We start from the raw sequence: 22797 nt of genomic DNA on the forward strand, positions 1-22797 counted from the left end.
AAGGTTCAACGGGAGATAGTGGTTCGTGAACGCGATCAAGATGGGGCTTCTCGGTGCTGCCCACCCTCATACCTTCGGACGGCTCGGTTCGCTGCTTCGCACGGCGAAGGTCGAGCTGATCTCGGGTGCGGACGACTCGGGTCGCCCAGGCGCGGGCGCGTTCTTCCGTCATTTCAGGCTACAGCGCATGACGGAGAGCGATATTCTCGATGATCCGTCGATCGAAGCTGTGCTGATCTGCAGCGCGAGCGATTGCGCGACGCGCCTCGCCGTTCGCGCCTTGCAGGCCGGCAGGCTTGCTTCACCTCCTCGAACAAGCGAGGAGCTGAAGTTCTCATCTAGGCATCTTGTCTCGGCTTGCGGCGTCGTGGGTCGCTTCATCGCGAGGCAGGAGCAGATCAACCATCAAAAGGAACGATCATGGTGTTACGTACATACGAGAGCGCGCGCCCGTCATCCGGAACCAGTCCGCTCTGTGAGTCGATGCATGACGGGTGCAGCCATTTCACATCTACCGAAAATAGGGGGTGCGCTCGATGAGCCGATCTCCAGGCCTGGCCGGTAAAACGGCTCTCGTCACCGGCGGTGCCAGCGGCATCGGGTTGGCAACGGCTACGCGGCTCTCGGGCGAGGGTACCCACGTCATCATTGCCGATATCAACATCGACCTTGCCAGGGAAGCGGCGGATCGGCTGGGGGGTACCGCGATCGGACTCGACGTGGCGTCCGAGGCTTCCTGGCTCGATCTTGTCGAGACAGTCCGGACTCGCTTTGGCGGCATCGACTTTCTGGCAAATTGCGCCGGCATCGCGAAAATGCGGAACCTGCGGGATGTCCGGCTCGAAGAATATCGCCAGGTCATCGACGTCAACCAGGTCGGAACCTTTCTCGGACTCAAGGCCGCAATCGCGCTGATGGGCGATCGCAAGGGCTCAATCGTCAATCTTTCGTCCATCAATTCTCTTCGTGGCTCAGCCGACAGCACGGCCTATGCCGCGTCGAAAGCTGCGGTCATTTCGATGACCATGACGGCTGCGCGAGATCTCGTTCAGCAGATTCGGGTGAACGTGGTTCTCCCGGGGATCATCGCAACGACCATGCAGACGCGCAACAGCGCACAACAGCGGGCGGGTATCGACCGCCTGCTCCAGATCCCCGGCCGCATGGGCGAAGCGGAAGAGGTCGCCGAGGTCATTCTCTTTTTGCTCTCCGACTTGAGCTCTTATATCACCGGCGCGCAAATCGTCGTGGATGGCGGTCTTACCTTGGGGAGTCCGAAATGACCGAAGCCGTCCGGCCGCCGAGCCTTTGCCAGATCGGGATGTCGACACGAAATATGCCGCGGACCATTCGCAGGTTTCTGGAGGTGTTCAAGTTTGCCGACGGGCACGGCGACCTGCTTTGGGGACCGAAACTCGCGGCGCTCCAGGCACTCGGTCAGGACGATGCCTGCGCAACCATCTGGTGGCTTTGTTCTCGCCAGTCCCTGTTCCAGCTCGAACTCTTTCAGCATACCGATCCGGTGCCTCGCTCGCAGCCGGAGGACTGGACGCCGGCCGATCATGGTTGGGTGCGATTTGGGTTTGCCGTTCCCGATTTCGATGCCACGTTAGCGAGGCTCGAGGCGGTGGGAATCGAGACCCTTGCCGGCCCGTTGGTTCACAAGGGCGTTCGCCGCTTCGTGTTCCGGGATCCGGATATGGGATGCGTGATCGAGGTCATGGAGGAAAGCGCAGATCTTCCCGGAGGTTATCGGGACCGGATGTTCAACGTCGATCCGAGCGTCGTCTATGTCGCTGCGAGCGTGCATGATCTGGATGCGGTTCTCAAGTTCTTCGAAGGGACCATGAACCTGCCGCGTGCCGCTGAAGACATCATCCACGACGAGGATGCCGACGCCATGTGGGGTCTCGAAGGCGCGAAGTCCAGGCGGGCGATCCTGCAGGCAGGGACGATGTTCATCGAGCTTCGCGAGTACCAGTCACCCAGTCCGCGCGAATGGAATCGACGCGTTTCCGATCTCGGGCTGAGCCATATCGCCGTGGGCTACCGTGATCGTCGCGACTTTCTGCGCCTGGCGAGCGCTCTGCAGATGGATGGATATCGATTCACGCGGCCCGTCGTGGACGGCATTAACTCGACCTATGCGATTGGGCCGGAGAAGCTGATTGTCGAGATCATCGGGCTCAGCCAGGAGCGTGACCACCTTGTTGGCTTTGAACCGCATAAATCGGCTCTCAGGTAAATGCCCATCGTTTGCGGTCTTTGGTCAGCCAGCATGGCCCGTTGCAATCCGTTATCGGCTTGCGCCATATCATCTCGCCGCGGTGCTCTGCTGAGCAGCTTCAGTCAATGCTGGTAAGCTATTGGGATTCTGTATCCACAGTTCTCACGGCCATGCCAGCAAAACTCTTGAAAATTCAGGCACGTACAGACTACGTAGACGAAGTCTATCGAGTGCTGCTCGATGCCATCAGCGAGGGCTCCATCGCGCCCGGGACCCGAATCGTTCAAGAGGAGATCGCCGAGCAACTGGCGGTGTCTCGCTCGCCCGTTCTGCAGGCGTTCCGTCTTCTGAAGAAAGACGGGCTAGTGGAAGACGCGCCTGGCCGCGGTTTGCAGGTCACGCCGCTGGATGCGACGCGTATCGGCCATCTCTACGAACTGCGCGGCGCGCTGGATAGCCTCGCCGCCCGTCTGGCCGCCCGGAAGAAAATCAAGATTGACAAGGCACTCGTCGCGAACGGACGCAAGGTCTCAAAGGGTGACGACGTCCGGGCGATGATTGAGGCCGACATGGCGTTCCACACTGCCATTTACACCGCCTCGGGCAATCCGCTTATCGTCGACAGCGCCCGCCTGCACTGGATGCACCTGCGCCGTGTTATGGGCGCGGTTCACCAGGTGGTGGGCCAACGCAAATCCGTCTGGGACGAACATGCGGCAATTGCCGACGCGATCGCACAGGGCGACGAAGAACTCGCCGCAAAACTCAGCCTCAAGCACACGGAATTCGCTCGGGAAAACCTCGTACGCCACATGAGCGAGGCCATCGTGGAAGCAGATACTCCGACGCGCTCGGCCCGCTAGAATCTGACACGCTGGAGAAACCGAGCTACAGCAGGCCGCCGAACCTGCTGTAGCTCAACAAGCGCTGAGCTAGCGACGGCGATTCACGAGTGTTGCAGGCACAAACAACACCAGCGCGCCTGCAACGACGAGGCTCACTGAAAGCACCAGTACGCCGACGCCTGCCGAGCCTGTTGCTGTCTTGACAAGACCAATCAGCGAAGGGCTGACCACGCCCGAGATACTACCCACAGAGTTGGCGAACGCCAGGCCAGCGGCAGCCGCGGCGCCTCCCAGGAATGCAGGCGGGAGCACCCAGAACTGCGAGATGGTGGTCATCACGCCCATGGTTCCAATGGTCAGCGCAATCATTGCCGGCACTGTCGCGTTCGAACACCAGACGCTCATCGCAAGTCCCAAAGCGCCCACAAGCCCCGGCACTATCAGGTGCCAGCGACGCTCGCCCAAGCGGTCCGAACTCTGACTGACGAGAATCATGGCAATCGCGCCGACAGCATACGGAATGGCCGTCAGCAAACCAACGTGCAAGGGATCGGATACCCCGCTCGACTTGATGAGCGATGGCAACCAGAAACTCACCCCGTACAGACCCATGGTGTAGAAAAAGTAGATGGCGCTGACGAGGAGGATCTTGGGATTCAGTAGACCGTCCTTGACCGAATGCAGGAGACTCTCGGGTTTCTCCTCGACGAGCTTGCGCTCGATGATGGATTTTTGCGCGTCCGTCAACCAGCTTGCGTCCTGCACTCTGTCATCGAGATAGAAGTATGCAATCACGCCCAGGAGAATCGTCGGCAGACCTTCCACAAGAAACAGCCATTGCCAACCCGCCAGGCCGTGGGTGCCCCCCAGTGCCGTCATCAGCCAACCCGACAAGGGACCACCGATGACCCCGGACATCGGAATACCCGTCATGAACAGCGCGGTAACCTTTGAGCGCCGCGAGGGCGGAAACCAGTAGGTCAGGTACAGGACAATTGCGGGGAAAAATCCAGCTTCGGCGACACCGAGCAGAAAGCGCATGACGTAGAAGGTGGCGGGTGTCCTCACGAACATCATGCCGACAGAAACGATGCCCCATGTGACCATGATGCGAGCGATCCACCGCCGTGGACCTACCCGCATGAGTATCAGATTACTCGGTACCTCAAAGAGCAGGTAGCCAACGAAAAACACGCTTGCGCCAAATCCGTAAACCGCCTCGCTCAGTCCGAGATCGTTGAGCATCTGCAGCTTGGCAAAGGCAACGTTGATACGGTCGAGGTAAGCGGATAGATAGCACAGAAAGAGGAACGGAATAAGGCGCCATGCGGCTTTGGCAAATGCCGATGACTCGCTTTCTTCCAGATAGACGGCCGGGCTGTGAGAACTCATTGTTGTCTCCTGAGGGGCCTACCGATGACGGTGGTTGTTTTTTATGCCCACCGTTTATGGCCTGTGGTGGTATCCGAAGGGGTACCGCCACAGGTAAGCTTTGTGTCCGCGCTCAGTCGAACATGTCCGGCTGCGTGGCGACGAGGTCATTCCAGATGGTCTGGAAGTGCAGCCAACCAATGTAGTCGCTGCCCACGTGCTCGCGGCTATAACGCGCACGTTCCGGCGTGACTTCCTTCGGCGTGATGCCCGTGGCTTCGATCATGAGTTGCTGCTGGCAGCAGCGCTCGAGAGCGATGAACCAGAAGGCGGCCGAATCGATGCTGTGCCGGCTGGCAGTCAACAGGCCGTGATTCTGGTGGATGGCCGCCTTGACACCGGCGAACGCGTTGGCAACCTTGTTGCCGCCCTTTACTTCAACCGCCACCTTGCCCGCTTCATCGCCGATAACCACGTGGTCTTCGTAGAACGCAGCTGCGTCCTGAGAGATGGGCGCGAGCGGCTTGCCCAGCGAGGAGAACGCCGTCCCGTAGGTCGTGTGGGCATGGCACATCGCAACGATGTCCTGATGCTGCTCGTGCACTGCGGCGTGCAGCACGAAACCGGCACGATTGATGGCGTATTTTCCTTCGACTACGTTGCCCTTGTGGTCCGCACAGATAAGATTCGATACCTTGACCTGTGCGAAATGCACACACATCGGGTTCGTCCAGTAGAGGCCCGGATCCTCAGGATCGCGGACGGTCAGGTGACCAGCAAAACCGTAGTCGAAGCCCTCCAGTGCGAATGCGCGGCACGCAGCGACCAGGCGCTCCTTCAAGTGCTGGCGATGAGCCTGTACCGACGTGAACGCGGGTAGTTCCGGGAAAATCACGCCCTCCTGGTCCGGCTGGTAAATCGAGACTTTTCCTGCCTTAACAATCGATTCTTCTTTCAGTTCAGCTACAGCTTCAGACATGATTCATTCTCCTAAATATTGAATGAGAACCTGCGAAGTACGTGGGTGGGAGCCGCGTTGCTTACAGCGCCGCTCCCTGAAACCCGGCAATGCAATAATCACCGCCGGCATGACCTGCAATACAAACTTCAGCCGATCGGCTCACCAGCTTCTGCTGGTAAATTGAGGGCGCCGAGCAGCGCGTCGAACTGACCAGCGACCAGCTGACTCGCATGTTTCGCATGCTCTCCGGCGAGACGCTCCGCAAGTGAGCCATCCCCCGCCGCTATAGCTTGAGCGATTGCTGCATGCTCGTCCCAGATTGACGAGCGCTGACTCGGTGCCTGTAATACGGCACCCATGACACGCCTGATATGCACCCAGTGGCCATGAGCCGTTTGAGCAATCAGGCGGTTGCCGGAGGCGGCGTAGATGGCAAAATGAAATTCCATGTCCGCGTCGATCATCGCGTGGACGTTGCCCGTCTGCGCCGCCGTACGGCCCCGCTCAATGAGCCGTGGATCAAGCCGGGCGAGAGCGACGGCAGCAAGCCTCGCTGCAAGCATATCGAGCGCTCCACGAATTTCGTAGAGATCGGCAAGCGCCGAGGCTTCGAGGGGCGCGACAAGTAGTCCGCGGCCGGGAGCATCCTGAACCAGTCCGTCCTTCTTGAGCAGTCGTAGCGCCTGCAATACTGGCGAGCGCGACACCGAAAGCTGCTCCGCGATGTCTTCCTGCGTCAAACGTGTTCCCGGTGCGAGAGAGCCATCACAGATTGCGTCAAGGAGTAACTCATAGACCTCCTCTACGTAATCCGGCCTCGGTCGAATCTTGAGCAATTTCGACGTCATGGTTTCCCCCTCCTTGTCGACCGCACGGACATGTCTCCCGAGACCGCCATGCATGCTTTGCTAGAGCCTCAATTCTTCGAGCGATCAACCAGAGCGCCCTTGGTAATCCAGGGCATCATTGCCCGAAGTTTTGCTCCAACAATCTCGATTTCGTGGTTGGCAGTCAGGCGGCGGTGTGCCTGCAGCGTCGGTGCACCAGCCTTGTTTTCGAGGATGAAGCGCTTTGCGTATTGGCCAGTCTGAATGTCATGCAAGACCGACTTCATCGCCTGCCTGGTCGATTCGGTGATAATCCGCGGACCGACCTGGTATTCCCCGAACTCGGCGTTGTTCGAGATGCCGTAGTTCATATTTGCAATACCGCCCTCGTAAATGAGGTCCACAATCAACTTCACTTCATGCAGGCACTCGAAGTAGGCCATTTCCGGGGCGTAACCCGCTTCGACCAACACCTCGAAACCCGTCTTGATGAGGTCGACCAGTCCACCACAAAGCACAGCCTGCTCACCGAAGAGGTCCGTCTCTGTCTCCTCGAGAAAGCTCGTTTCGATGATGCCGGCACGCCCTCCGCCAATCGCTGCGGCATATGCAAGTGCGATTTCACGAGCCGAGCCTGATGGATTCTGCGCAACTGCGATGAGGTGCGGAACGCCACCGCCTGAAACAAAAGTGCTGCGCACTGTATGGCCTGGTGCCTTCGGAGCAACCATGATCACGTCGAGGTCTGCGCGCGGGGCAATCTGCCCGTAGTGAATATTGAAGCCGTGCGCAAAACCCAGGACCGCACCCTGCCGGGCATTGGGTTCCACGTCTTCGCGATACACATCTGCGATACGTTCGTCGGGGAGCAGCATCATGATGACGTCTGCTTCTTTCACTGCATCCGCTATTGTCTGGACGCGAAGCCCGGCATTCTCCGCCTTGTTCCATGAATTGCCCCTGCGCAGACCGACGCTGACGTTAATGCCACTGTCTTTCAGGTTCAGAGCGTGCGCGTGACCCTGCGAGCCGTAACCGATAACCGCCACGCTTTTGTTCTTTAAAAGCGAGAGGTCGGCATCCTTATCGTAAAAAACTTTCATGCTGTTTCCAGAGGTTTGCGCCACAGGCGCTTCTGCGTACTTACGCGAAGAGGGGGCGTCTTGATGCGGTCGACGGCCCCGTTGAGGCGATTCGTTGATGTGTTTCTTAAAGATCGAGCACCAGCGTTTTGCTGACTGGCCTTGATACGCATGCAGTCAGGTATTCCTGCCGCTCTTCGTCGCTGAGAATGTAGTCGTTGTGCTCGACCTCTCCATCTCGATATCGGACCTTGCAGGTCGCGCAAAGTCCGGCGCAGCATGACGTGGGGATTTCGACCCCAGCCGCATTCAGCGCTTCAGCCAGATTCTGGTCTGCCCCAAGGTGTACAACCTGCCCCGTGCTCGCGATGGTGATATCGCATCCGCCGCCTGCGAATTCCGTGCTGGCAGGTGCGCGCCTGGGCTGCTCCGGGGCCTTGAAGTGCTCGAAATGCACTGTGCCTTTCGGCCAATGGCTTGCGGCATCAGCACAGGCCTTCATGAAACCAGCAGGCCCGCAGTAGTAGACATGCGTTCCGGGGGACGGCTGTGCCAGCAACTTTGCCAGATCTAACTGATGACTTCTTTCACCATCGTCGAAGTGGTAATGCAACCTTCCGGCGCTCAGCATCGCTGCGAATTCTTCGCTAAACGCTGCCGACTCGCGGCTTCGGGCGCAATAGTGCAGCTCGAAATTGACGCGGTGCGCTTCCAGCTCATGTGCCATCGCTTTCAGCGGCGTTACTCCAATACCACCAGCAATAAGAATGACCTTCTTCGCGTTACCATCCAGCGCAAAGTGATTGCGCGGCTTGCTGATGGTGACAACGTCGCCCGGTGCCACGTCATCGTGCATGGAACGAGAACCGCCGCGCCCACCCTCGTCTTTTAGAACCGCAATGACGTAGCGGTGACGCTCGGAAGGCGGATTGCATAACGAATACTGGCGGATAATCCCGTTCTTCAGATGGATGTCAATGTGCGATCCGGCTTCGAAAGGCGGAAGCTTTTCTCCCCCCAGGCTGGTCAACTCGTATGAGTTGATACCCCTTCCTTCGTACCGTATCTGCTTCACCCGGACGTCCAGCGTGCCGGCTTCGATATCCTGAACGGCCTCTTCCGTTTCCAGTGAGGTTTCCATCTTCATCTCCCTTCCTGGCTGGGGCCAGCCTCTCAACGGCGGAGCGGCCGGCGCAGCTAGTGTCTAATCAATCCCGTGCGAGTGACGCGATGCTTCAGCTCTTCAGCGACTGTTCGAGCTCTTCGAACTTCTCGCGAACAAATTCGGCTCGCGTAGCACCCTTGAGGGTGTCGCTTTCGGTGAGAATCGCGACAACAGATTTCAGGACTTTGCGTCGACGGGCGACTTCTTCTTCGACAGTTTCACCTTCGGCGATTTCAAACACGTTGCCCGTGCAATAGCTGTTAGGCGCGCCGCCGAGTTGCTGGAACCATTCGGCGAATCCTTGTGCGGATGCCGCGGCGTTAGTGCCGCGCACGGCATCGCGCAGCATCTTGCGGAACTGATAAAGGCCGGCGTCAAACCTGGTGGGGTTTTCAAGCGAATGAACAGCGATCGGCCGCTGGCTGATGATCGCCTCATAGTCGCCCGGTGCGTACTGGGCTTCCTTATAGTTCGCCCGCTCACGGTGATTCGGCGGGATCGGCGGCAGATCTTCGAGCTTGTATTTGCCAAAGCGCTCAGGACGACGCATCGCCACCTGGCCTTCAAGAAAATCGATCGTCTCGTATCCAACCATTTCCTTGTTGCCTACACCGCGCGTATCAATACCCGGTCCCATAACGCGCCAGCCGATCATCTTGCTATTTTCGTCGTCAACCGGAACCGTCCAGCGGATGATGTGGAATCGGCTAAAGAGCTTTTTCTTCGAACCGTCTTCGGAGGTGTAAGCGTGCAGACTCAGGTTCGGCAGCACCTGATGCTGAACGCGTACGAACAGCTTGTCCTTGTCGACACGACGAGCGCCCGCGCATGCAAGACTGCGACCGCCTTGTACCGGGACGAAATTCATGTCGGGCGCGACCTCCATCGACGCAGCTCCGACTTCATCGAATGTCGTACCCTGGTAGTGCCCACCTACGACGTTCTTGCCTGCATGAAGCGCAGTCGGGTGGTAGTTGTCAGCCGCGTTGTCCTGCACTTGCAGCCAGTTACAGTGCTGGAAGTTGCTGTATGCGACCAGCTCGTCACCTTCCGCCACCGTAAAATCGCCTTCCCATTCGGGGAACGGCGGCTCCTCGTCCGGCGGTCCCATATACGCGAATACCAGGCCGTTCCGTTCGACCGCCTTGTAAGCACCTTGGCGAATCGAGCACGCGAATCTCTCTGCTTCCTTTTCCTCGCCCTTGGGGAACGGAACGTGAAGGCAGGTGCCGTCGACGTCAAATACCATACCGTGATAGCAGCACATGATGCCGTGCTCCTGGATGGCACCATATTCAAGCGACGCGCCACGGTGTACACAGTGTGCATGCAGGACACCAACGCGTCCGCTTTTGTCCCGAAACGCCACGAGCTCCTCGCAGAGAATTTTGAGGAAACGCGGCGTATCCGTCAGTTCTATCGACATGCACACCGGATGCCAGAAGCGGCGCATGAATTCGCCCATCGGCGTGCCCGGACCGACTTCGGTGAGTTCGGGGTCGTGGTCAGGCACCTTGTTCGTGTAGTACCCGCCGAAAGGGATCAGCTTCTTTGCGACCGGGGTTGAGCCACCCGCGTGCTTTTGCTCATCGAGCTTGTCTGACTTGACGCTCATGTCTGGTTTCCTCCAGTGATTGACAGGGACACCTGGTAAGGCTGCTCACCGCTGAGTGCCGTACTCTGAGTTTCGTGTTCCGAACTCTGTATACAAAGAATAGGAGAAAAATCCCACCTTTGTCTTGATAGGGTTAACGCCAGTCGGCGATTGTCGGGAGGTGATGCAGGCGGTCAGCTAATTTTGCACCGCAGCAATCTGGCATCGAAGTGCAGTCGTGACACCGCCATTCCTGCTGCCTCTGGGCATCCAGGATGCTCTTGCTCAGTTACCGATAGGGGGTATTGGGGCAGAAACTTTCAGTCGCATGTCGCCGGCTGAAAAGGACTTATCGATTCCACGCACAAATCGCAAGCCGGCTACACAGGGGATGCGCCCGCGGCTTGCGCGCTGGCGGCGGCCGGCGTAGTCATCGAATGTGGGAGTTGGCTGAATCTGCCACCGCCAGCATGGCTGGACGATAGCCGCCGATTCCCCGGCTATGCAAAGTTATTTCTGGAACGGAATCCCGGGGAGCTATGGCGTGGCATAGGCACTTCTTCGGCATGCGAATCATCCGCGCCGACTATCTTCCCATTGCGGTTCCCGGATAGTGATATCCAACCGAAATGGCGCAATCGGTTTGTGCGACCGGACGCCAGTTGCGAGCGCCGTTGCAGGTAGCTCAGTCGTAGCCAGCCTTTTTTGCAAAGGACAGGAGTTTGTCGGTTGTCTCGGTAATGTGGTTCGTCAGAATCTTTACCGCGAGATCCGCATTGCGATCCAATACGGCGTCCAATAGTTCGCGATGTTCGCGCTCGACGTTGCGGCGCTTGCGTGACGAACTACCGCTGGTTTCTCCAGCCAGGGATTGCGACCATATCCGGTAGAGCTCGAAACTATCGCGAAGTTGCGCAACCACCTTTTCCAGGCGGGGACTGCCGCTGCCGGAGCAAAGCGCCTGATGAAAATCACGGTGTAGCTGCCGCCACGTCGCTGCATTCTGTGGCGCCTCGGTGACGAAGGGCGTGCGCTCGAGAACGTAATGCGCGGCCACAATATCTTTCTCCCACGCGAGCGTACCGTTCGCGATGCTGTCACGAAGAAGCATGCTCTCAAGTCGCACCCGCACACTTGTGAGATCGATGAGATCTTTGGTGGAGAGCTGTGTAACGGTGAATCCGCGCTTGGGATGATTCTCGACCAGTCCCTGTTCGCACAGGCGTGTGAGTGCCTCCCGGACGACGGTTTGACTCAGACCGAACCGGTTTGCCAACTCGACAAACTTTAGCCGCTCACCGGGACGAAGGCGACTCTCTAGGAGATCGAAGCGCAACGCTTCGAAAACATGCTTGGTTCGCAGCTCGCCACTCGGAATGCTGGCCTTTTCGACTTTTGTGTTCATTGGAGATCCGGAGTTCGATACAGCAGATCATCGGGAAAAATGCCCGCATCCCGACGATAGGATGCGTAATTATCGATCATTGATATTCTAACGATAATTCATCCGATTTCAAAGACTGAATATTCTGTGCGCAGGGTTGGACCTCGCGAGGTAGCGTTGGGCCGTGGTGAAGATTATCGACAATCGTAAAATTGTCGCGTATATTGAAATGTATCGATCATGAGAAATTGAGTTGGGTTCGGGCGGGCGTGACTCGTCTCACTCAAGGAGGCATGGTAGGAGGCGGTGCGGCGAATGGGGGAGAGGGGTAATCCGCGGGTTCGCGGATTACGTGGGCCAGTGTCCCATTTGCCTCAACAGGCATATCGAGTAACGGGGGAATCTTGACTTCTGGAGAAGCCAGGCAATGAACAAAACCGTCGTGGACCCGGTCGAGGCTGTGGCGAGTATTGGAGACGGTGCAACCGTGATGATCGGCGGCTTTGGCGGATCTGGGGCGCCTGTCGAACTCGTGCATGCGCTGATTGACCACGGGCCAAGAAACCTCACGGTCATCAACAACAACGCAGGCGCCGGCCGCATTGGCATCGCCGCCATGATCGACGCCGGGATGGTCAGAAAGATGATCTGCTCGTTCCCGCGCTCTTCCGATCCGCGGGCTTTCAATGAGCGATATGCGGCGGGAGAACTCGAGCTTGAACTGGTCCCGCAAGGCACGCTGGCTGAGCGTATCCGCGCCGGCGGGGCCGGAATTCCTGCCTTTTACACGCCTGCTGCCTACGGCACCGAACTCGCGGAGGGGAAGCCGGTAGCCGAATTCGATGGGCGCTTCTATGTCCAGGAGCGTTGGCTCAAAGCCGACTTCGCGCTAGTGAAGGCGCGAGTCGCAGATGTTCATGGCAACCTTCTCTACAATAAGGCAGGCCGAAACTTCGGCCCGCTAATGTGCATGGCGGCCGGGACAACAATCGTTCAGGTATCCAAAATAGTGCCTTTGGGCGATATCGATCCCGAACATGTCGTGACCCCCGGCATCTTTGTCGATCATATTGTCGAGGTTCAGGATCCTGCTCAGGAGGAGCAACTCATTCGCACCGGAGCCTCCTTTCGATGACCACAGACACCAAAATCCTGAACATGCGGGACGATATCAAGCTTTCCAGCGCACAGATTGCCTGGCGCGCTGCGCAGGACATCGCGGACGGTGCCTATGTCAACCTGGGCATCGGCTTCCCCGAGATGGTGGCGCGCTATCAGCCCCCGGGCCGGCGCGCGATCTTCCACACCGAAAACGGCATCCTCGATTTCGGCCCGGCACCCGCGCCGGGCGAAGAGGATTGGGATCTTGTCAATGCTGGCAAGAAGGCTGTGACGATCAGACCGGGTACCTCTTTTTTTCATCACGCAGATAGCTTTGCGATGGTGCGGGGCGGTCATCTCGATGTGGCGATCCTCGGCGCGTTTCAGGTTGCGCAGACCGGAGACCTGGCGAACTGGCGGGTCGGCGAGAAGGGCGTGCCGGCTGTTGGCGGCGCGATGGACCTCGTTCATGGCGCAAAGCGGGTCTGCGTGGTGACGGAGCACGTGACAAAAAATGGCGAACCCAAGCTGGTTGAGCGTTGCACGTTTCCGCTCACCGGTATCGGGTGCACAAACCGGATCTATACAAGCCACGCCGTTATCGACGTGAAAGATAATCGCTTCGTCCTTCGCGAGAAGTTGCCCGCCATGTCGTTTGCTGAACTCCAGGCCATGACTGGCGCTACGCTTTATATCGAAGATCCGGTCGTAGAACTCGTTGTTCCCAACCTCTGAAGGATTGTTGCGGGCCGAAACCGACGTTCTGTGAATCCGCGCTGACAGTCCGTGGAATGTGTGACGTGTTGTGGCTGTATGTGCGTCAATCGAACAGGCGCGCCGGACTACTGTGCCATAGGCACGCCTTGCGCCACAGCCGGCAGCGCGGCGCTCGTGCTGCCACCCGATGCCGTCGCGGCGTCGATCTGGAAGTCGCGTCTTTTGCGAGCCGAATACGGCCGCTTCCCCCGCAGGACCCCGCAACGGATTATCGACATCGCACGCAACTTCAAAGCTGTACCCCGCCAGCCGGGAGTCAAGGCGCGTGAAGTTAGTGCATACCCGACGGATAAGGGCGTCGCCCCGTTGATCCAGCGTGCGTTCATGCGCGTCGGCAGCGCATCGCGCATTTGCACCGAAAACGGCAGATATCTTCTTCGCTATGAGCGCTTGAGCCATTGAATGGCACGATGGATGTCGCCGCCGATGCGTTTCGAGAGGGACTCAAGGCCCTGCCTCGGGTATTCCCCTATGGTTGCCAAAATTGTTAACAGTAAAGTTAACGTCAAGACGGATGGCTATTGTGCTGACATGAGTGTGTACGAGCGGGAAGCCGTCGCCCTTGGCGCCGGGCCGATTGATGGGGTATTTCGGGAATTCGGACGCGTCGTCAGCCGTTCCGTACAAGGCGCAAGGCGCTTACCAACTTTTTTCCATTCATGAATACCACTGAAATTGAAGCGATCCTGAGGGAGCGGATTAGTAGCTGGCAGTTGCAGCCGGGCACGAAGCTCCGGGAGTTGCCTCTGGCGACTGAATTTGGTGTTGATCGAGCGAAGATACGGTCGGCCTTCATCGCTCTCGAGCGGCGTGGACTCATTGATCGGGTACCAAACCAGGGTGCGGTTGTGAAGACCTTCACCGCGTCGGATTACATGCAACTCTACGATGTATTCGAGATGCTGGAGGGGCTGTGCGCGCGCCTGGCGGCCCAAAATGCCCCAGCTGGTGCATGGACGCATCTCATTGATCTGTTCGGCGATGAACTGGAGGCAGCAGTAAAAAACAATGATTGCGAGAGTTTGTTTAATGCGATTCTGGAATATCGTGCCAGCACGATAGCTGCTGCAAACAACCCCACCTTGACGGGATTTCTCGAAAGCATTTACGAGAAAACGCAATTTATAATAAAAAGAACGCTGATCTTGCCGGGCCGCGCGGCGCAGAGCTTTCAGGAACACAAGGAAATTATCCGTGCGCTGGCCGCACGGGACCCTGTTCGAGCGGAGGAGCTTAAGCGGGAAAATATGAAAAGTGCCCGGCTAACGCTCGAAAAATATATCAGTTTTGTGTTTTAAGTTGCGGATTGGCGCGTATGGCCCTCATCTCGGCGATCTGAGAAATATTTTTTAACTTAAAAATGAGGTTCCTTGTATCGGATATCGATATGAGGATATGGTTATTTTTATAAATTTAGGAATGTTAAATAATATACATGATTTCGCTCGCCGAGGGTGGGAAGGGTAGTGTTTTCGTTATCGTAATCTTACAGGGCAACTCATGAACAACAGAAAGACCAGCCAATTCAAGGAGTACCTCCACAACGGCAAGGCGACGCTTATTCCAGGAGCCTACGATGCGCTGAGCACGAAGCTCGTCGATCAAGCCGGGTTCGAAGGGGTATATATCGGTAGCTATGCGACAGCAGCATCGGGTTTTGGGCTTCCCGATGTAGGTTTGCTCAATCTCACCGACATTGCAGATTATGCAGCTCGGCTCGCTGCGGCTACGGATCTTCCCGTGTTGGCGGATGGGGAAGCAGGATTTTCCGATGCCCCCAATATCTGGCGCACTATCCGCGCGTTTGAAAAGGCCGGTGTTGCCGGGATTCACATCGAGGATAACCTGGGGGGAAAGCATACTGACGCACCCGTAGGCCTGATCGACGCGAAAACGATGGCGACAAAGATCCGTGCTGCGGTGGATGCCAAAACCGATCCTGACTTCACCGTGATCGCCCGTTCCGACGCGGTATGGGTAAATCACGACCTCGAGGACTGCGTGTCGCGGCTGCAGCGTTATCAGGACGCTGGCGCCGACGCGGTGTTTGCTCCCGGATTGACTGCGAAGCAGCTATCGGAGATCCGTCACCGTCTCTCGGTGCCGGTCATGGTACTGGGTGATCTTCCCGATCGTCCTGGCGAGGACGTGCCTTCCAGTAATTTGTCCGACTATGCCGAGTCCGGCGCCGACCTGATCGTGTTGTTCTATCTGACGCTGGGCGCAGCAGCCAAGGGCGTCCGCGGCCTACTCGAAGATTTGAGCCAGAACAGGGATATTCGCACTGCCATTCGCCACACCGAAAGTACAACCCAGTTTGAGTCTGGTATGGGCTATGCCGAATATGTGCAGCGAGCCAGGCAATATCGAGGTTAGTGATCGACAGGCGGCGTCGAAAAAAACGCTTCTCTATCCTTGTCTGGATGAGCGGCGCTCCGGTTTGTTTGCAGGGGATGCTAAATTGTCGAATTTTTTATCCTATATAAATAGGATAACTTATCGATATGATCAATTAGGTATTGATGCGTCGCGCACTGTATTAGAACGGAAAAATATTCATCATAAAAAACGGGCTTCAGGACGACTGAGCTGACGAATCACACAATTTGTCGGCGAGCGTAATTATTAAGAGAAGGTGGAGATCAATGGAAGCGACAATGGATGAATCACAAGACGTCGTATCAAAGGGACGCCTCGACGGATACTACGCCCGTTCGTGGCGGATTCTCGCCATTGCATGGCTGGCCTACTGCGTCGACGTTTTTATGCGCTACAACATTCCAACGGTTATGCCAATTCTTCGGCAAACCTATCATTGGAGCGCATCCACGATGGGCTGGGTCGACTCTGCCTATCTTTGGGCCTATGCATTGACACAAATACCATGGGGCTACGTCAGCGAGAAATGGATCGGAGCTCGTTGGACAGTCAGCCTCGGTACGGCAATGATCGCACTGGCCAGTGTTGCGTTTGCTTTTCATGTAAGCAGCCTCTGGCTCGGTATTACCGCACGCGCAATCATCGGAGCCGGCGCGGCTGCAATATGGGTGCCGTTGAATCCGGCGTTGGCACGCTGGTTTGCGCCTCGCCATCGTGGACTGCAGACAGGAATTCTGGGTACCGCCAGCCCGGTGGGGACACTTCTTGGCGGGGGCGCGATGCCCTTTCTCCTGACGGGATCTGTCGCGCTGTTCGGCTTATCGACTCTTCAGAGCGGCTTTCTCTGGTCTGCCATTCCCGGGCTCATCATAACGGTGCTCGTTCCGCTCGTGATTCGCAACCGGCCCGAAGATCTCGGCCTCGCCTCGCTCGACAACAACCAGACGGTTACGGGCAAGCCAATGAAAGAGCCGGGATTCGGTCATATCATGTCCCACTCCTGGTACCCGTATATTCTCGCGCTGGTCTACGCCGGTTACCTCGGGTCACTCTATTTCGTATGGACGTGGTTTGCTGCGTTTCTCAATAGCGCGTACGGCATCGACGTCCGGTCCGCGGGTCTTCTTTGGGCCTTCGCTGCGACCGTTCCGGCCGTGGTGAGTCAACCCGTCGGCGGATATCTTTCCGACCGGCTGGGGCGTAGCCGCACGGTCAGGGCTGCACTGGTGGCCACTACGATATGTTCGCTGCTTTTCGTCGTCTTCGCGCTGTTGGGCCCTCGCATCGTTCCATGGTGGGCGGTGATCTCGCTCACGATCGTATTTACGCTCTTTGTCAACATGTGGGTGCTTGTCTGGCCGTTCACGACGCTCATGTTCCCGACCAAAGCGGGTGGCGCCGTCGGGGGTTTCATGAATACGGTGGGGCAACTCGTGGGGGCATCCGCGCCCGTTGTATCGGGCTATCTTCTCGATGCCACTGGCTCTTATGTCCTGATTTTCCTCGCAGGAGCCGTGTGTGCGCTGATTGGCTTCTTTGCCTCTTTCTGGCTGAAGGAGTATCGGGTCATCTAATCGAGCATGTCGAGCGGGCGCAGGACGAGTGGGGTGGTCGGCATGCTCAGGTCGTGGCGATCAGGAACGATTCGCCGCTGGCCGGTTTCATGCCGTCGCTGCGGCCTTCGAAGTAGCGCTGCGTGAGTTCACCGGTGCCGACATGACGCGCTTCGCGAAATCCGGCTTCGCGGGCGAGCGCCAGCATTTCGTCGGGGCGGAAGAAGCTCACGAACGGCGTGCCGGCCGCGCGGGCGCGCGCGTAGACCGCTTCGTGCTGCGCGCGCTCGGCGGGGTCGGGAATCAGATCGAGCGGCAGGAGGAAGGTCATCGCGAGCGTGGAGCCAGGCGCGAGTTGCGCGATCTGGCGCAGCGTCGCGAGATTGGCTTCGCGCGTGAGGTACATCGAAACCCCGGTCGAGGCGATCACGGCGGGCTTGCCGGTCGCGAAGCCTTCGTCGACGAGCCGCGTCCACCACGACTCGCCTGCTTCGAAGTTCACGGGCACGAGGCGCAAGGTGTCGGGCACACCATAACCGAGCGCGTTCAGCCGCTCGCGCTTCCACGCCTGCGGGCCGGGTTGATCCACTTCGAATACCGTGAGCCGTGCGGCCACTTCGGGCCGGCGCTGCGCGAACGTATCAAGGCCCGCGCCGAGAATGACGTACTGCGCGACGCCGCGCGCCGCTTCGTCGGCCACCAGGTCTTCGATCAGGCGCGCGCGCCCGACGATCGACGCACGATAGCCGCGCGTGCCGGCGAGGTTCATGTCCGGGCGTTCGCGCCAGCCTTCGGGCGGCGCGGCGAGACGCAGGCCGAGCGTGTCGTCGAGCACGTGCGGCGCGGGATCGGCTTCGGCGTGCAGGGCGCGCCAGAGCGCGACGCGTACGGCGGTGCTCTCCGGTTCGGCGCGCGGGGTGTCGGTCATGCAGGGCTCCCTGGACGATGGGTGGGCTAATTTTCCACTAACCCAGCCCCGCGATGATACGGCCATGGATCACGGAGCGCACAGCGCGGCTCTCGTGGCTCACTCCCTTCACTACGCGAGGCACCCGTCATGTACACGAAGATTCTCGTTGCGGTTGGCGCCAGTCAGGACAACGCCGTGCTGGCGTCGGCCATCGAAACCGCACGCAAATACGACGCGCAGCTTTACGCGCTGCACGTGGTCGATCCCACCCCTTGTTTTCTCGGCCCGGCCGATAGCGATTACGGCTTGATCGTCGAGGCGATGGAGGCGCACGGCCGTGAAATCGCCGCACGTGTGTCGCGGAAGCTGGACGAAGAAGCGTTGGGAGGCGAAACCCATCTGGTCACGATGCCGCTGACCGGCTCCATGATCGGCCGCGAGATTGCCGCATTCGCCGCAGAAAAAAGCGTCGATCTGATCGTGCTCGGCAAGCGCCGGCCCGGCTGGTGGCGCTGGCTCGACGAGGACGTCGCCGCCGCCGTGCGCCGGCATACCGAGGCCCCGGTGCAGATCGCTTCGGGCCAGCGCGAACTGGCTTCGGCTCATCGTGCGGGCACCGGCTGGAGCACGGTGCCTTCGGTGCGCGCGCGGTAACGGGTGCGGTAAAGGGCGCGGTACGGGCGCGCGCCCGCGCTGGGCCGAGCCGCGAACGGTTCGGCTCAGCGCGGATCGTTCAGGCCGATTCCAGCGCAGGTGCGTTGTTCAGCGCGGCGCTGATTTTCGCGGCGTCCGCGGGCGTGGCGGGGTTGTACACCACGAGGGTGAGATCCGGCCGGCCATCGACTGCGAACCCCGAATACTCGAACGAGAATGGGCCGAACACGGGATGGCGGATGCGTTTCACGGCTTCGTGGCGCGTAGGGATCGCCGTGTCGCGCCACATGGCCTCGAACTCGGGGCTTTCGCGGCAGAGCTCGTCCACGAGGTCGCTCACCGCCGCGGTGGCGCCGGCGCGGACCACGTCCACGCGAAAGGCGCCCACCACGAATCGCGCCACGCTCTCCCAGTCGTATTGCAGCGTCCGTGCGCGAGGATCGAGGAACATGTGGCGCAGCACGTTGCGCTGCGCGGGCGGCACCGCGCCATAGTCCACCAGCAGCACGGTGGCCGCGCGATTCCAGGCGACCACGGACCACGTTGCCGTGCGGATGAGCGCGGGACACGGATTCATCGCGTCGAGCACGTGCTGCAGCCGCGGCGTGACGCCTTCGTCGTTCTGGTAATGCGCTTCGGGCGGATGGCCGAGGCCGAGCAGAAAGAGATGCTCGCGCTCGACGCTCGTGAGCATGAGGGCGTTGGCGATGCGGTCCAGCACGTCGACGGACGGCGCGCCGCCGCGGCCCTGTTCGAGCCACGTGTACCAGGCCGGGCTGATATTGGCGCGCTGCGCCACTTCCTCGCGGCGCAGCCCCGGCGTGCGGCGGCGCTTCGAGGAAAAGCCGAACGCCGCCGGGTCGAGTTTCGACCGGCGGTCTTTCAGATAGTCACCGAACTGGCGGGGATTGCCGCTGGAATCGCTCATCCTGTTATTTTTTATAACACGATAACGCCACTACTTTACCACGATAAGCCACGCATCGATATTAGCCTCACGCTAACCTTGGAGGACTTCATCATGCGTGTATTCGTAACCGGTGCCACGGGCTGGGTAGGCTCGGCCGTGGTCAAGGATCTGATCGCGGCGGGACATCGCGTGGCCGGTCTCGCGCGTTCGGAGCAAGGCGCCAAGGCGCTCGCGGCGGCGGGGGCCGAGGTCTGCCGCGGCACGCTCGACGACCTCGACGTGCTGCGCGAGGCCGCGGCGCAGTCGGATGGTGTGATCCACACGGCCTTCAATCACGACTTCTCGAAGTTCGCCGAGAACTGCGAGCAGGAGCGACGCGCCATCGAGGCGCTGGGCGGCGCGCTGGCGGGCTCGGGTCGGCCGTTCATCGTTTCGTCGGGCATTGCGTTGCTGGCGCCTGGGCGCGTCACGACGGAGGAGGATCCGCCCCACGCCATCATTCCCGCGTTTCCGCGCGCCCCCGAAACGCTTGCCGGCGCATTCGCCGAGCGTGGCGTGAACGTGAGCGCCGTTCGCCTCGCGCCGACGGTGCACGGCCTCGGCGACCACGGCTTCGTGCCGCGACTCATTGCGATTGCGCGGGAAAAGGGTGTGGCGGCGTATGTGGGCGAAGGAGAGAACCGCTGGCCGGCGGTGCATCGGTTCGATGCGGCGCGCGTGTATCGGCTCGCGCTCGAGCATGGCGCACGCGGCGGCCCTTTCCATGCGATTGCCGAGCAGGGCGTGCCGTTCCGGGAGATTGCCGGGGTGATCGGGCGTCGCCTGAACATCCCGGTCGTGGCGATCCAGCCCGAAGAAGCCGAGGCGCATTTCGGCTGGTTCGCACGCTTCGCCAGCATCGACTGCCCGAGTTCCAGCCAGCGCACCCGCGCCTTGCTGGGCTGGCAACCGACGCACCCGACGCTGCTGGAGGATCTGGACCAGCCGGGCTATTTCGCTGCCGGCGCCTGACGCAAGGCGGGCCGCCCGTGCGCGGCGAGGCGAAGAAGGCAGATCGATCAGGACTGCGATACAAAACGGGTGGGTTCGGCGCGACGCATCACTCCTCGCCGAACCACTTGTCGTAGATCCGCTGATACGTGCCGTCCTCGCGCATGGCCAGCAGGGCGCCGTCCACGCGGCGGCGCAGCGCGCTGTTGACCGGGAAGACGAAGCCCACGTCGTTCGGGTTGAACTCCGGTCCCACCAGCTTGACGCGGCCTTTGCCCTCGTGCGAGGCGACGTAGCCGAGCCCTGCCGAGCCGAGCACCACGGCGTCCACGTCGCCGTTCGCGAGCGCCAAAAAGATGTCGCGGTTGCGCACGTACTCGCGCACCTGCGCGCCGTGGTCCTGCAGCCACGGCACGGCCGAGCTGCCGCCCAGCGTGGCGACGGTCTTGTTGGCGAGATCGTTGGGCCCGTCGATCGCGCCGCGAATGTGCTGCACGGTCAGGTTCGTCGTGAGTTCCGCGGTGTACGACGCGACGAACACGATCCCGACGAACATCCAGATCAGCGCCATGCCGCGGGAGATCCACAGTCGGCGCGGCTCGTCGGCCTGGGTCAGCAACGTGGAGCCTGACCAGTAGAGCGCACGGAAGATGGCCGGGAAATAGGGCTCGCGCTCGCCACGGCGGCGCGCGTGCAGATAGTCCACGATCCAGACCGCATGAGCGGCAATCGCGGTCAGCGCGACGGCCGCGGCGAACCACAGCAGCGTGGTGCGGGACACCAGCAATGCGCCGAGACTGCGCAACGGCGTGACTTCTTCGGTTTCGCCCGTGTCGCGCACCATCACCCGAAGGCCGGCTTCCATGATCGGATAGGAGAAGTCGAACTCGCGGTCGCGCTCGACGCTATAGAAAAGCCCCGAGACGGCCACGTCGTCCTGGCCGGTGCGCAGTGTCTGGAACAGGGCGTTGACGCTGGGGGCGATGTCGTAGCGGGTTTGCAGATGCAGGCGCGCGGCGATTTCGGTCCACAGATCGATCGAGAAGCCGGTGAGCTGGCCGTTTTGCTGCATCACGAACGGCGCAATGAGGAAGGTGCCCACCCGCACGGTCGCGCCGGACTGCTGCGCGTGGGCGTAGGGAAGACTGACGAGCGCGCCCAGCAGCAGGAGCCCGGTGTGTATGAGCGTGCGCCAGCGAGTCGCGACGCCAGGACGCCGTGCTCCATGCACGGCTTGCTTCGAATCCGCCGAACCGCATGCTTTCATGAACGCCGATCCGTCCTTTTCGTGTTGTTGTTCTGCATGGGGGAAACGTCTGATGCTGCGACTTTAGCGGGCCGGTGTCGCGCTGTCGAGACGTCGCTTTCGCCGAAAGGCTTGCGCCACCGGGCGGGGTGGACTAACATGGACTTAGTCCACATGGGGGCAGCTATGCAGATGGTCAATATTCACGAAGCGAAGACCCAGTTTTCCCGGCTTGTCGATGCGGCGGCCGCGGGCGAGGAAATCGTCATTGCGAAGGCCGGCGTACCGACCGCGCGTCTTGTCGCGATGGAGAAGGAGAAGGTTGTTCGGCGCTTTGGCGGGCTGAAGGGCAAGGTGCGCATTGCCGCCGATTTCGACGCCCCGTTGCCGGATGACGTGCTTGCCGGGTTCGAGGGGCGTTGATGCGTCTGCTACTCGATACGCACGTATTTCTCTGGGCAGTGACGGACGACCGGAGGTTGACGAAGGAGGCGAGGAAGATCATTCTCGACGCCGACGATGTGTTCGTCAGCAGCGCCAGTATCTGGGAAGCGTCGATCAAGTCGGGCCTCGGCAAGCTCGATGTCGATGTCAATCTGCTCGTTGCGGAGATCGGGAGAAGCGGCTTTCTCGAACTGCCGGTACGCGCAGTCCATGCGGCGAGGGTTCGCGATCTCCCCGAGATTCATCGCGATCCGTTCGACAGAATTCTCGTGGCACAGGCGATGTACGAACCGCTTCGGCTAGTGAGTGCGGATGCTCATTTGTCGAAGTACACCGATCTGGTTGTGGCAGTCTAGCCAATCGCCCCATTCGAACCC

At 59.8% G+C, this 22797-nt stretch carries 23 protein-coding genes and 1 pseudogene; 13 read left to right on the top strand and 11 right to left on the bottom strand.

Annotation, left to right across the window (positions count from 1 at the left end):
- Positions 1–25 precede the first annotated feature (25 nt).
- From U5760_RS15750 to U5760_RS15765, 4 genes are all read left to right on the top strand, one after another.
- The gene (locus U5760_RS15750) at positions 26–565 is read left to right on the top strand and encodes a hypothetical protein (protein ID WP_322013020.1); all 540 of its coding nucleotides are present in this window, start codon (positions 26–28) and stop codon (positions 563–565) included.
- Entirely contained in the window at positions 537–1283 is a 747-nt protein-coding gene (locus tag U5760_RS15755) for an SDR family NAD(P)-dependent oxidoreductase (RefSeq protein WP_322013022.1), read from the top strand. The genes U5760_RS15750 and U5760_RS15755 overlap by 29 nt, the downstream gene beginning before the upstream one ends.
- Positions 1280–2245, top strand: coding sequence for a hypothetical protein (locus U5760_RS15760; protein ID WP_322013023.1), 966 nt, complete (start codon positions 1280–1282; stop codon positions 2243–2245). The genes U5760_RS15755 and U5760_RS15760 overlap by 4 nt, the downstream gene beginning before the upstream one ends.
- Before the next feature lie 152 nt (positions 2246–2397).
- Positions 2398–3090, top strand: coding sequence for a GntR family transcriptional regulator (locus tag U5760_RS15765; protein ID WP_322013254.1), 693 nt, complete (start codon positions 2398–2400; stop codon positions 3088–3090).
- Positions 3091–3159: 69 nt separating this feature from the next.
- Here the strand turns inward: U5760_RS15765 and U5760_RS15770 are convergent, their stop codons facing one another.
- The 7 genes from U5760_RS15770 to U5760_RS15800 form a co-directional block, all read right to left on the bottom strand.
- The gene (locus U5760_RS15770; RefSeq protein ID WP_322013024.1) at positions 3160–4464 is read right to left on the bottom strand and encodes an MFS transporter; all 1305 of its coding nucleotides are present in this window, start codon (positions 4462–4464) and stop codon (positions 3160–3162) included.
- A 112-nt stretch (positions 4465–4576) separates the two neighbouring features.
- Positions 4577–5422, bottom strand: coding sequence for a class II aldolase/adducin family protein (locus tag U5760_RS15775; protein ID WP_322013025.1), 846 nt, complete (start codon positions 5420–5422; stop codon positions 4577–4579).
- Positions 5423–5550: 128 nt separating this feature from the next.
- On the bottom strand, positions 5551–6252 hold the full coding sequence (locus tag U5760_RS15780; RefSeq protein ID WP_322013027.1) for a GntR family transcriptional regulator: 702 nt from the start codon (positions 6250–6252) through the stop codon (positions 5551–5553).
- Positions 6253–6320: 68 nt separating this feature from the next.
- A complete protein-coding gene (gene ilvC / locus U5760_RS15785) occupies positions 6321–7334 on the bottom strand; it encodes a ketol-acid reductoisomerase (RefSeq protein WP_322013028.1) in 1014 nt (337 codons plus the stop codon).
- A 106-nt stretch (positions 7335–7440) separates the two neighbouring features.
- On the bottom strand, positions 7441–8454 hold the full coding sequence (locus tag U5760_RS15790; protein ID WP_322013255.1) for a PDR/VanB family oxidoreductase: 1014 nt from the start codon (positions 8452–8454) through the stop codon (positions 7441–7443).
- Positions 8455–8548: 94 nt separating this feature from the next.
- The gene (locus U5760_RS15795) at positions 8549–10093 is read right to left on the bottom strand and encodes a Rieske 2Fe-2S domain-containing protein (protein ID WP_322013030.1); all 1545 of its coding nucleotides are present in this window, start codon (positions 10091–10093) and stop codon (positions 8549–8551) included.
- A gap of 664 nt (positions 10094–10757) precedes the next feature.
- A complete protein-coding gene (locus tag U5760_RS15800; protein ID WP_322013032.1) occupies positions 10758–11477 on the bottom strand; it encodes a GntR family transcriptional regulator in 720 nt (239 codons plus the stop codon).
- A gap of 406 nt (positions 11478–11883) precedes the next feature.
- On the opposite strand from U5760_RS15800, the gene U5760_RS15805 reads away from it, so the two are divergent.
- Together U5760_RS15805 and U5760_RS15810 are read left to right on the top strand one after the other, a co-directional pair.
- A complete protein-coding gene (locus U5760_RS15805; protein WP_322013034.1) occupies positions 11884–12591 on the top strand; it encodes a 3-oxoacid CoA-transferase subunit A in 708 nt (235 codons plus the stop codon).
- Entirely contained in the window at positions 12588–13292 is a 705-nt protein-coding gene (locus U5760_RS15810; protein WP_322013035.1) for a CoA transferase subunit B, read from the top strand. The genes U5760_RS15805 and U5760_RS15810 overlap by 4 nt, the downstream gene beginning before the upstream one ends.
- Positions 13293–13553: 261 nt before the next feature.
- Here the strand turns inward: U5760_RS15810 and U5760_RS15815 are convergent.
- Positions 13554–13733, bottom strand: a pseudogene (locus U5760_RS15815) (hypothetical protein); the annotation flags it as partial.
- 260 nt (positions 13734–13993) lie between these two features.
- On the opposite strand from U5760_RS15815, the gene U5760_RS15820 reads away from it, so the two are divergent.
- The 3 genes from U5760_RS15820 (at position 13994) to U5760_RS15830 (ending at position 17287) form a co-directional block, all read left to right on the top strand.
- Complete coding sequence (locus U5760_RS15820) at positions 13994–14632, top strand: GntR family transcriptional regulator (RefSeq protein ID WP_322013037.1); 639 nt, start codon at positions 13994–13996, stop codon at positions 14630–14632.
- A gap of 202 nt (positions 14633–14834) precedes the next feature.
- Entirely contained in the window at positions 14835–15710 is an 876-nt protein-coding gene (locus tag U5760_RS15825; RefSeq protein WP_322013038.1) for an isocitrate lyase/PEP mutase family protein, read from the top strand.
- Between the two features lie 281 nt (positions 15711–15991).
- Positions 15992–17287 carry an MFS transporter gene (locus tag U5760_RS15830; protein ID WP_322013040.1) on the top strand — a complete coding sequence of 432 codons (1296 nt, stop codon included), beginning with the start codon at positions 15992–15994 and terminating at the stop codon, positions 17285–17287.
- A 46-nt stretch (positions 17288–17333) separates the two neighbouring features.
- Here the strand turns inward: U5760_RS15830 and U5760_RS15835 are convergent, their stop codons facing one another.
- Positions 17334–18194: a class I SAM-dependent methyltransferase gene (locus U5760_RS15835; protein ID WP_322013042.1), complete on the bottom strand. Its 861-nt coding sequence runs from the start codon at positions 18192–18194 to the stop codon at positions 17334–17336.
- Between the two features lie 129 nt (positions 18195–18323).
- On the opposite strand from U5760_RS15835, the gene U5760_RS15840 reads away from it, so the two are divergent.
- Positions 18324–18830 (top strand): universal stress protein, encoded by a 507-nt coding sequence (locus U5760_RS15840; protein WP_322013044.1) that lies wholly within the window; start codon positions 18324–18326, stop codon positions 18828–18830.
- Between the two features lie 79 nt (positions 18831–18909).
- Here the strand turns inward: U5760_RS15840 and U5760_RS15845 are convergent, their stop codons facing one another.
- On the bottom strand, positions 18910–19758 hold the full coding sequence (locus tag U5760_RS15845) for a helix-turn-helix transcriptional regulator (protein WP_322013046.1): 849 nt from the start codon (positions 19756–19758) through the stop codon (positions 18910–18912).
- A gap of 93 nt (positions 19759–19851) precedes the next feature.
- Between U5760_RS15845 and U5760_RS15850 the strand changes: the two genes are divergently transcribed.
- Entirely contained in the window at positions 19852–20751 is a 900-nt protein-coding gene (locus U5760_RS15850; protein ID WP_322013048.1) for an SDR family oxidoreductase, read from the top strand.
- Positions 20752–20839: 88 nt separating this feature from the next.
- Here the strand turns inward: U5760_RS15850 and U5760_RS15855 are convergent, their stop codons facing one another.
- Positions 20840–21997, bottom strand: coding sequence for a transporter substrate-binding domain-containing protein (locus U5760_RS15855; protein WP_322013049.1), 1158 nt, complete (start codon positions 21995–21997; stop codon positions 20840–20842).
- 165 nt (positions 21998–22162) lie between these two features.
- Here U5760_RS15855 and U5760_RS15860 point away from each other — a divergent pair, with 165 nt between their 5' ends.
- Positions 22163–22399 (top strand): type II toxin-antitoxin system Phd/YefM family antitoxin, encoded by a 237-nt coding sequence (locus U5760_RS15860; protein ID WP_322013257.1) that lies wholly within the window; start codon positions 22163–22165, stop codon positions 22397–22399.
- Positions 22399–22776, top strand: a complete 378-nt coding sequence (locus U5760_RS15865; RefSeq protein ID WP_322013050.1) for a type II toxin-antitoxin system VapC family toxin — start codon at positions 22399–22401, stop codon at positions 22774–22776. The genes U5760_RS15860 and U5760_RS15865 overlap by 1 nt, the downstream gene beginning before the upstream one ends.
- The last annotated feature ends 21 nt before the right edge of the window (positions 22777–22797 follow it).

Origin of the sequence: Paraburkholderia sp. J12, assembly GCF_905220215.1 — a bacterium.
Classification (GTDB): domain Bacteria; phylum Pseudomonadota; class Gammaproteobacteria; order Burkholderiales; family Burkholderiaceae; genus Paraburkholderia.